Source organism: Pradoshia sp. (assembly GCF_051873915.1).
Classification (GTDB): Bacteria; Bacillota; Bacilli; order Bacillales; family Pradoshiaceae; genus Pradoshia.
Genome location: NZ_JBJEFJ010000151.1, coordinates 1 through 7,472 on the forward strand (window position 1 = coordinate 1; position 7,472 = coordinate 7,472).

Annotated in this window: 8 protein-coding genes, 1 tRNA gene and 1 pseudogene; 5 read left to right on the forward strand and 5 right to left on the reverse strand. The window is 40.7% G+C overall.

All coding sequences use genetic code 11. The features are described from left to right. The first annotated feature begins 173 nt into the window (after positions 1-173). Positions 174-329: a YezD family protein gene (locus tag ACI35L_RS13330; RefSeq protein ID WP_082197002.1), complete on the forward strand. Its 156-nt coding sequence runs from the start codon at positions 174-176 to the stop codon at positions 327-329. A gap of 65 nt (positions 330-394) precedes the next feature. After that, the gene (locus ACI35L_RS13335; RefSeq protein WP_049669742.1) at positions 395-574 is read left to right on the forward strand and encodes a hypothetical protein; all 180 of its coding nucleotides are present in this window, start codon (positions 395-397) and stop codon (positions 572-574) included. A gap of 116 nt (positions 575-690) precedes the next feature. Here ACI35L_RS13335 and ACI35L_RS13340 read toward each other — a convergent pair whose 3' ends face one another. Both ACI35L_RS13340 and ACI35L_RS13345 read right to left on the reverse strand, forming a co-directional pair. Continuing rightward, complete coding sequence (locus ACI35L_RS13340; RefSeq protein ID WP_049669743.1) at positions 691-882, reverse strand: hypothetical protein; 192 nt, start codon at positions 880-882, stop codon at positions 691-693. 561 nt (positions 883-1,443) lie between these two features. Beyond that, positions 1,444-2,154, reverse strand: a complete 711-nt coding sequence (locus ACI35L_RS13345) for a B3/B4 domain-containing protein (protein ID WP_049669744.1) — start codon at positions 2,152-2,154, stop codon at positions 1,444-1,446. A 334-nt stretch (positions 2,155-2,488) separates the two neighbouring features. Here ACI35L_RS13345 and ACI35L_RS13350 point away from each other — a divergent pair, with 334 nt between their 5' ends. Further along, positions 2,489-3,568 (forward strand): NAD(P)H-dependent flavin oxidoreductase, encoded by a 1,080-nt coding sequence (locus ACI35L_RS13350; RefSeq protein ID WP_156185543.1) that lies wholly within the window; start codon positions 2,489-2,491, stop codon positions 3,566-3,568. Between the two features lie 200 nt (positions 3,569-3,768). On the opposite strand, the pseudogene ACI35L_RS13355 reads toward ACI35L_RS13350, so the two are convergent. After that, positions 3,769-3,942 (reverse strand): annotated as a pseudogene (locus ACI35L_RS13355) (glutamate racemase); the annotation flags it as partial. A gap of 467 nt (positions 3,943-4,409) precedes the next feature. Here ACI35L_RS13355 and ACI35L_RS13360 point away from each other — a divergent pair. Next, complete coding sequence (locus ACI35L_RS13360; protein ID WP_439803088.1) at positions 4,410-4,853, forward strand: hypothetical protein; 444 nt, start codon at positions 4,410-4,412, stop codon at positions 4,851-4,853. 287 nt (positions 4,854-5,140) lie between these two features. Here ACI35L_RS13360 and ACI35L_RS13365 read toward each other — a convergent pair. Beyond that, positions 5,141-5,212 (reverse strand) — tRNA-Ala (locus tag ACI35L_RS13365). Between the two features lie 160 nt (positions 5,213-5,372). Further along, positions 5,373-6,071: an MgtC/SapB family protein gene (locus tag ACI35L_RS13370; protein WP_156185550.1), complete on the reverse strand. Its 699-nt coding sequence runs from the start codon at positions 6,069-6,071 to the stop codon at positions 5,373-5,375. A gap of 122 nt (positions 6,072-6,193) precedes the next feature. On the opposite strand from ACI35L_RS13370, the gene ACI35L_RS13375 reads away from it, so the two are divergent. Beyond that, entirely contained in the window at positions 6,194-7,099 is a 906-nt protein-coding gene (locus ACI35L_RS13375; RefSeq protein WP_049669780.1) for a DMT family transporter, read from the forward strand. Positions 7,100-7,472 lie beyond the last annotated feature (373 nt).

Sequence of the window (7,472 nt, forward strand, 5' to 3'; positions counted from 1 at the left end):
GGCCGATCGGACCACCGAAGGCATAATCCTTTATTTGTAGAGGGTTATGCCTTTTACATTTTTATCGAAGGGAGAGCGGCTATTGCAATTCATTATCAGCGATAAGACTGACGTCGGTTGGTCAGAATGAAATAATGACGTTGAATTGAAAGAATTAGAAAGGAGCGGGGGCAGTGTCTCGTAAAGAACAGGCCAATAAAGCAGCCATTGAGCAGATTATTCGTTTCCTCATAGAGATAGATTACGGAAAGGTTGAAATAAAAATCCATGATTCACAAATTACCCAAATCGAAAAGGGAGAAAAATACCGGTTAGCCGTCAAGAAATAGGAGGAGCCGCTTCAGTAAAACTTTCCCCATAGATATGGTAGGATAGTTTAGAGGAGGCTGCATGCATGAATACGATTCCTATGATCATTGCCATTATGACCGGGATCTTTTATGGGTCCATCCAATCAATCAAAATGAGTAAACAAGAAGAGGAAGAGTCAGCTAAACAAGCAGCAGGCATGTACATAAAGAGCATTGTACTCTGTTTGGTTGTCTATCTGGTTGTAAGTGTTGTAATGGGATAAAGGGGCAAATGTCCAAAGGAAGAGGCTGTCGCATAATGGGACGGCTTTTTTGCTGCAAAAAATAAACACAGTCTCTGCATCATTCAGACTGTGTTTCATTTATTAAATAAAGTTTATTAGCCTTTCTTCGGTTCAACGACGAGTACGATGATTGTCAAAATTGTCATGACAGACACTTCGAGCACAGCTTCAACCGGATCAAAGGCAATCTTCCCTGTTTGCTCAGCAGCATAAACATGTGACAGATTTTGATAAAAGACAAAAAACATGGCACATAGAAACAGTGCTTTAATTAGTAAGTATTTCATACAAATCATCCCCTCTTAGGTGCATCACTAACTTGAAGACCATACAATCACCGCTGTACTTAGCGTGATTTCTTCACATCATTAAAAGCTAAATGAGCCATCAGCAAGTAATGAAGGGCCTGGTGTCGGATTATCATGGACCAGTTTTAGGCGTTGGAGGATCCAGGTGAAAGGATTAATCCAAGCCGAGAAAAAAGAAAAAACCCTTGGTCCGCAAGAGTTTTTCTATATTGTCTAAGGAGCAGTCTCCTTCAAATCTCTTTGCTGCAAGCAGGGCCTTCAAATCCCTGGTCAAATTCAAATAGAATTATTTGATGAGTTTACGAGTCTATACATGAAGCTGTCTTTACAAACCATACCATAAAATATGTCAAAAATGAACTGGTAAATTGAACAATGCGTGAGTTTATTTGGCGTTTTGACCATATCGGAAAGAGGGGAGCAGAGCTAGGCGGGGCGAAGATGAAGGATATTGTAAAATGCGGCTATTCATCGAAATCCAAATATGCTGATAGGGACATCCTATCTATGGAATGTTCCTATCAGTTTCTATACCTATCTTCAATATTCAAAGCAGGAATTATCCTTCGACAGCGTTGTAATCACGCATTCAGTTTGGAAGAAGGAATTCATTAGCACTTTCATTTCTTCCATCGCCTGCTCAGCCCGCAGCGCCTGGTCTTCATTAATAGATTCAATGACGAGGACAGCATCGGTCGTTTCCTCGGTGAGCATGGTTCTCTGTGCTTCACGCCAGTTTAAACAGCGGCAAATGGCCCCTTCATTATCGTAATAAATGATTTCTTCAGGCAGTGCAGGGGCGTCTTGGTCAGCACCTAACGGAAGGAAGGATTCTCCCCCTTTAGCTTTGCCGAGATGCAAGTCGCCGCTGATGAGCTGCAAATCCTCGCCGCCGCATGGTACCGCATATTTGAGTGAAATGCTGTTGTATATGTCTACTAAAGGGTTAATGGGGGTGAAAGCCCTGTCTTGGTTGACCCTCTTGAGAAGAGCTTCAATTGAGGAGCGGGCTCCTTTTTTAGTTTTAAATTGGCTGAAGGCCTTTCGCCATTCATCAATAACAGTGTTTTTGCTGAATGTCTCATTGGTTAAATACTGCTTGGCTTCATTTGATGCATCCTTCAAGAGTTCAGCAAAGTAAGCCTGCTTTTCCTTAGAACATTGATTTTGAATGTTGGTGATGACCAATACATTTAGCTGCGCTCCCGGAAAGACATCCCAAAAAGCTTCGTCAATGATGATTTTCCCCATTTCAGAACAACTCCATTTCTTCAGTAGATTGTCAGTACTCTTATCCCGCATTAACGGACAGTATGACTCCCGCTGAAAAAAGCGTAGAAAACCGAGAAGCAGGCAGGAGATCAACTGTCCATAAAAGCCCGATTGGTTCAACTAACCTTCAGTGGAGAAAAGGCCCCCCTGAAGGAAGTTTCACTTTATTATATCTATCGGAAATTATATTGTAAATGCAACAAAATATTTTGGCAGAATGCTCCTCCATTCCCTTTCCATTCGTCTTGGCATAAAGGAAAAGAAGGATACCTTCTAGAAGAATATTCAATAGACTGAAAAAGGAAGTGATTATGTGTTTTACAATGAAATGACCGACCGGTTGAGAATTGAGTATCCCATTATACAAGCACCGATGGCAGGCGGGATCACGACAGCTGAGCTGGTAGCCGCTGTCTCTCGTGCTGGGGCACTTGGAATGATTGGAGCAGGCTATATGACACCGGAGCAAATGAGAAGCCAAATAGTGGAGGTCAAAGAGCGAACCAAAAAGCCGTTCGGTGTTAACCTATTTGTGCCGAATGAATTTGAGGCAAGTGAGGAGGAGATAATAAGGGCCAACTGTCTTTTGAATCCTTTACGAGAGGAGTTAAATCTCCCTGCTAAAGAGCTGGCTGTCGTTCCTGATTACGAGCAGCTAAAAAAAACATTTCATGAACAAATTAAGGTAATCATTGAAGAGAGCATCCCTATATGCACCTTTACATTTGGAATTCCATCATCTGAGATAATCGCGGAATTAAAACAAGCAAACACCCTCTTAATAGGAACCGCCACAACAGTCGAAGAGGCCGTTGTAAATGAGGAGAGAGGAATGGATATGGTCGTCGTTCAAGGGAGTGAGGCTGGCGGGCATCGCGGGAATTTCTTGCCTGGAGCAATAGAGGGGTCGATTGGCTCGATGTCCTTGATACCACAGGTAGTTGATCATGTAAGCATCCCGGTTATCGCTGCCGGCGGAATAATGGATGGGAGGGGATTGATGGCGGCTGTTTGCTTAGGAGCCAAGGGAGTGCAGCTGGGGACAGCCTTCTTAACCTGCGCGGAAAGTGGTGCTCAAGATGTCCATAAGGAGGCCGTCCTTCATGCGAACGAGAATGACACGACCTTAACCCGTTCCTTCTCAGGAAAATGGGCGAGGGGGATACATAATCGTTTCACCGAGGTTATGCAAAAGCATGAAGCTGGACTCCCTGAATTTCCTGTCCAAAACACGCTGACCCAAGATATCAGAAAAGTCTCAAGCGCAAACGAGAATCCTGATTATCTCTCGTTATGGTCAGGACAAAGTCCGAGATTAGCCAGAAGTCTATCGGCAGAATCCTTAATCAAAGCCATTCTCTCTGAGGCGGAGGAAATCAAGAGAACCCAATGAAGAAAACGAGAAAATAGGTGGAAAGAAGAGCTCCAAGCACTAAGTGGCTTGGGCTTTTTTAGCATTTGAATAGGTTTCGTCCAGCTTATTTTACGTTATACTTCATTAATGTTTCTGAAGCCTTCACTAGCTTTCCGAAATGAAACGACTTTGCCGAAGTGGCTTAAATCATGTAAAGCTCATTCCTTTTGCAGATAGGGGAGCACCTTTTCCTTATTAACTATATATTTCTTCACCTTGTCCTTGGGTTTAACACCGTATGACATGTGCAAGGTGTCTGCATAGAATAGGAGGCTCTCATTCGTCATAAGCTTCAATGCTTGGTGAAGGACCGTCATTCCCCCAATACCAGAATCAAAAAAACCAATCTTTATGATATTCACTCTTCTCCTAGATAAAGGGTTTTTAAATATACTATTTTATTAAAGTAACTAAGACGACTTTTTCATTGCTGCAATTAACGGCATCTGATAAATAAGAATGTCCTGAATTAAATAGAATCAATATTATCTATGATGCATAGCCTGATTCTATCTGCTTTCAAATGGTCTTTTTCTTACGAATATATTTATGCCAGAATATCTTTTTGGTGTTAAAATAGAGATAGGTGAATATTATTAATATTCAAAACAGAGGAGAGCCCTTATGAACAGCAGGTAATATAACTAAATGATCCTAGACTTTTCTTCTTATGGCCGTATATAAAAGACGCTGCCCCATATGAAAGAGCGGCAAATTCAATATTCATGTAATGCCTATTAACATTGGGGGGATAATAGATGTATTTAAGAAATGCTCCAATAAAAGCATATTAGATATTCATCTTATCTTGTAAAGGAGGATGCCTTATGGGTTTCTTATCAACAGTTCTCGCGGTAATAGTCGCCTTGGTTATCTTCGCAATATGCGGTTAAATAAGAAACAGAAAAAGGATCTATTGTTTTTCATTGTCCCGCTGATTCTATTTCAAGTGAATGAACTGATTAAAGCAGATGTACAGATTCCTGTGCTTGGATATGTGCTGCGCTGTCACTTCAATGACTACCTTGGAGGCATCTCCTTTGCAGCATACCTGAACTTTATTTTATCCTTGAGTAACTGGACTTCGTTTCAGCTAACAAAGATCCAGCACTTCCTGATTGCCGGCTTATTATGTGGTATCTGCTGGGAGCTGATCACGCCCCTTTTTATACAATCAAGTACCGGTGATTTTTGGGATGTTATTGCTTACATCTTAGGGATGCTGACCTACTGGTTTTTCAGCGAAGTATTGGTATTTAAATAGTAGAAATAAGTACGGAAAATATAGACAAAAAAGAGGCGGCCTATGGGCCGTCTCTTTGTATTTTTAAATTCTTTGCCATTTGCAGGGGACCTTGATGCAGGAGCAGTATGACCCCAAAAGTCATTACTATCGGCTTGTCTTGGAGTTATCCGCTTTGAAGAAGCATTCTTTCAATAATCATAGAGCCAAAACAACTTGTGCAATAAATGTGCAATCCCACCTGCTCCTCGAAAAGAAAGCTCCCGTAAAACAAGAAAAAACCCTTGATTATCAAGGGTTTTCCGGTATGGAGCTAAGGGGATTCGAACCCCTGACCTCTTCGCTGCCAGCGAAGCATTCTCCCGCTGAACTATAGCCCCAAAATATTATCTCTTTTTTCTTACAAATTCTATTTTATCGAAATTCAATAGAATGTCAATGTGGATTAAATAATTTTTTAGAAAATAAACATGTAGCTAATATCTAAAAAAGCAGCGGTGTGAGAACACAGCCGCTGCCGCTTTATGGAGAAGAGAAGTATCATGCATTTTCAATTTCAATGCTCATGATTCCATCAATCTCTGAAACGGAATAATATACATCGGTTACTTTGCGTTTGTTGTCAACTGTTGTTCTGAGCTGGACAAGGTGATTTGTAGCCAAGTCCTTTATCCTCACTGATTTAATAGCAATATTATGCTTTTCAATAAGAGAAATGATTGCGGCAATCTTTTCTTTCTCTCCTATAACGAGTTTTAAATAGAGTTCCTTTTCTCTGAACTTCCGCGGCCCGATGAGATTGAATAGGTATGGCAATAGTTCAACACTTATAATTAATAATAGTACGCCTGCGATTGCTTCCATATAGAAACCTGCGCCTACGGTTATTCCGATACCGCCGGCTCCCCATATAAGTGCCGCGGTAGTTAAACCAGATATGCTGTCATTCCCTCTTCTAAGGATGACACCTGCTCCGATAAAGCCAATCCCAGACACAATCTGTGCTGCTAGACGGAGAGGATCCATTGTGACAGCCACTCCGAATTCTGAACCTTTGGCCGTATAGGCTGATTCAATAGAAACAATCGTCAACAGGCAGCTGACGATAGATATGACAAGGGAGGTTTTTAGACCGACAGGCTTCCTTTTAATTTCTCGTTCAAGGCCGATGATCAGTCCCAGTGCGGCTGAAATGCACAATTTCACAAGCATATGTGCGTCAATTATAGCGAAATCCATTGCTTTAACCGCCTTTCTGTGAGAATCTTCTATCTAGAATAAGATATGTCGTGATAAAGTTCCACTATTATGAATTGTTTCTAAAAATAGTATGTAAATAAAGTTAAAGGTTGGATCTATATATGAAAAATACATTTTATAAACCCTATATAGCCATTGCAATCGGTGTAACAGCTATTTCATCCTCGGCTATACTTGTGCGCTATTCAAGTGCGGATTCAGGTGTCATGGCTTTTTATCGATTGCTTTTTTCAAGTTTGATGCTTTTGCCGCTTTTCTTTCGCGGAGCGATAAAGGAGGTCAGGAGCTTTCGACTGAAGGAATGGCTTCTTTCCCTGGTATCAGGGGTGTTTTTAGCCTTTCACTTCATTCTATGGTTTGAGTCATTAAGGTATACTTCAGTCGCAAGCTCAACGGTACTCGTGACGATGCAGCCTTTATTTGCTTTTATTGCTGCTTTTATTTTATTTAAGGAAAGGGTAACAGCAGGGGTCTTCTTTAGTATCATCCTTGCTATAGGTGGAAGCATTGTTATTGGAGCGGGAGATTTTACTGCGGAGGGAACAGCACTGTACGGAGATGCTCTTGCTTTATTGTCGTGTGCACTTATAACTGCTTACTTTATGATCGGGCAGATTTTACGAAAGAAGGTCGGGCTGACAGCATACACCTTTACCGTCTATAGTATGAGTGCGGTCGTGTTGGGATTCTACGTATGGTTAAAAGGAGAGGCATTTGGTCCTTATCCGCCAGCAGAATGGGTGATTTTTCTGTTGTTGGCTATAATACCGACTTTATTCGGCCATTCCTTGTTGAATTGGGCACTTGGGTGGGTAAGCGGTACAACAATTTCTATGGCAATCCTATTTGAACCAGTAGGGGCAAGTGTTTTGGCGTATTATTTACTACATGAACATATAAAGGTAGCCCAACTGATCGGTTCGGCCATGATATTATTCGGTCTAGGATTATTCATTTTAATATCAAATAGAAAGAGAAAAATACAAGTGAGAAAGGTGTCAGATTAAATGTGTTTCTTCTATAAGGATTAAATCCTGCCGTGATGTTATGTAGGTATAGAGAAGGGAAATAAAAAAAGTTATAAAAAAGTACTTGCGCAACTTTATAGGAGCATGGTATATTTACTAACGTTCACTTCGAGTGAATGAAAAGTTATAAAAAAGTTGTTGACGCAGAATAGTTATTCTGGTATATTATTTAAGTCGCTTGAGCGGCACAAGATAATTGAAGTGATAAGCTCTTAAAACTTTTTAAAAAAAGTGTTGACAGCTAAAAGTTATCTTGATATAATATGAAAGTCGCTAAAACGACGAATAAAAAGAAATAGATTGTTCTTTGAAAACTAAACAAAACGAAACGCTAAGCAAGTCTTAAAACTTG

Coding starts and splice junctions, on each gene's coding strand:
- ACI35L_RS13340 (WP_049669743.1), bottom strand. CDS start 882: ATGAAATACTTACTAATTAAAGCACTGTTTCTATGTGCCATGTTTTTT.
- ACI35L_RS13375 (WP_049669780.1), top strand. CDS start 6,194: ATGAAAAATACATTTTATAAACCCTATATAGCCATTGCAATCGGTGTA.
- ACI35L_RS13335 (WP_049669742.1), top strand. CDS start 395: ATGAATACGATTCCTATGATCATTGCCATTATGACCGGGATCTTTTAT.
- ACI35L_RS13370 (WP_156185550.1), bottom strand. CDS start 6,071: ATGGATTTCGCTATAATTGACGCACATATGCTTGTGAAATTGTGCATT.
- ACI35L_RS13345 (WP_049669744.1), bottom strand. CDS start 2,154: ATGGGGAAAATCATCATTGACGAAGCTTTTTGGGATGTCTTTCCGGGA.
- ACI35L_RS13360 (WP_439803088.1), top strand. CDS start 4,410: ATGCCTTATGGGTTTCTTATCAACAGTTCTCGCGGTAATAGTCGCCTT.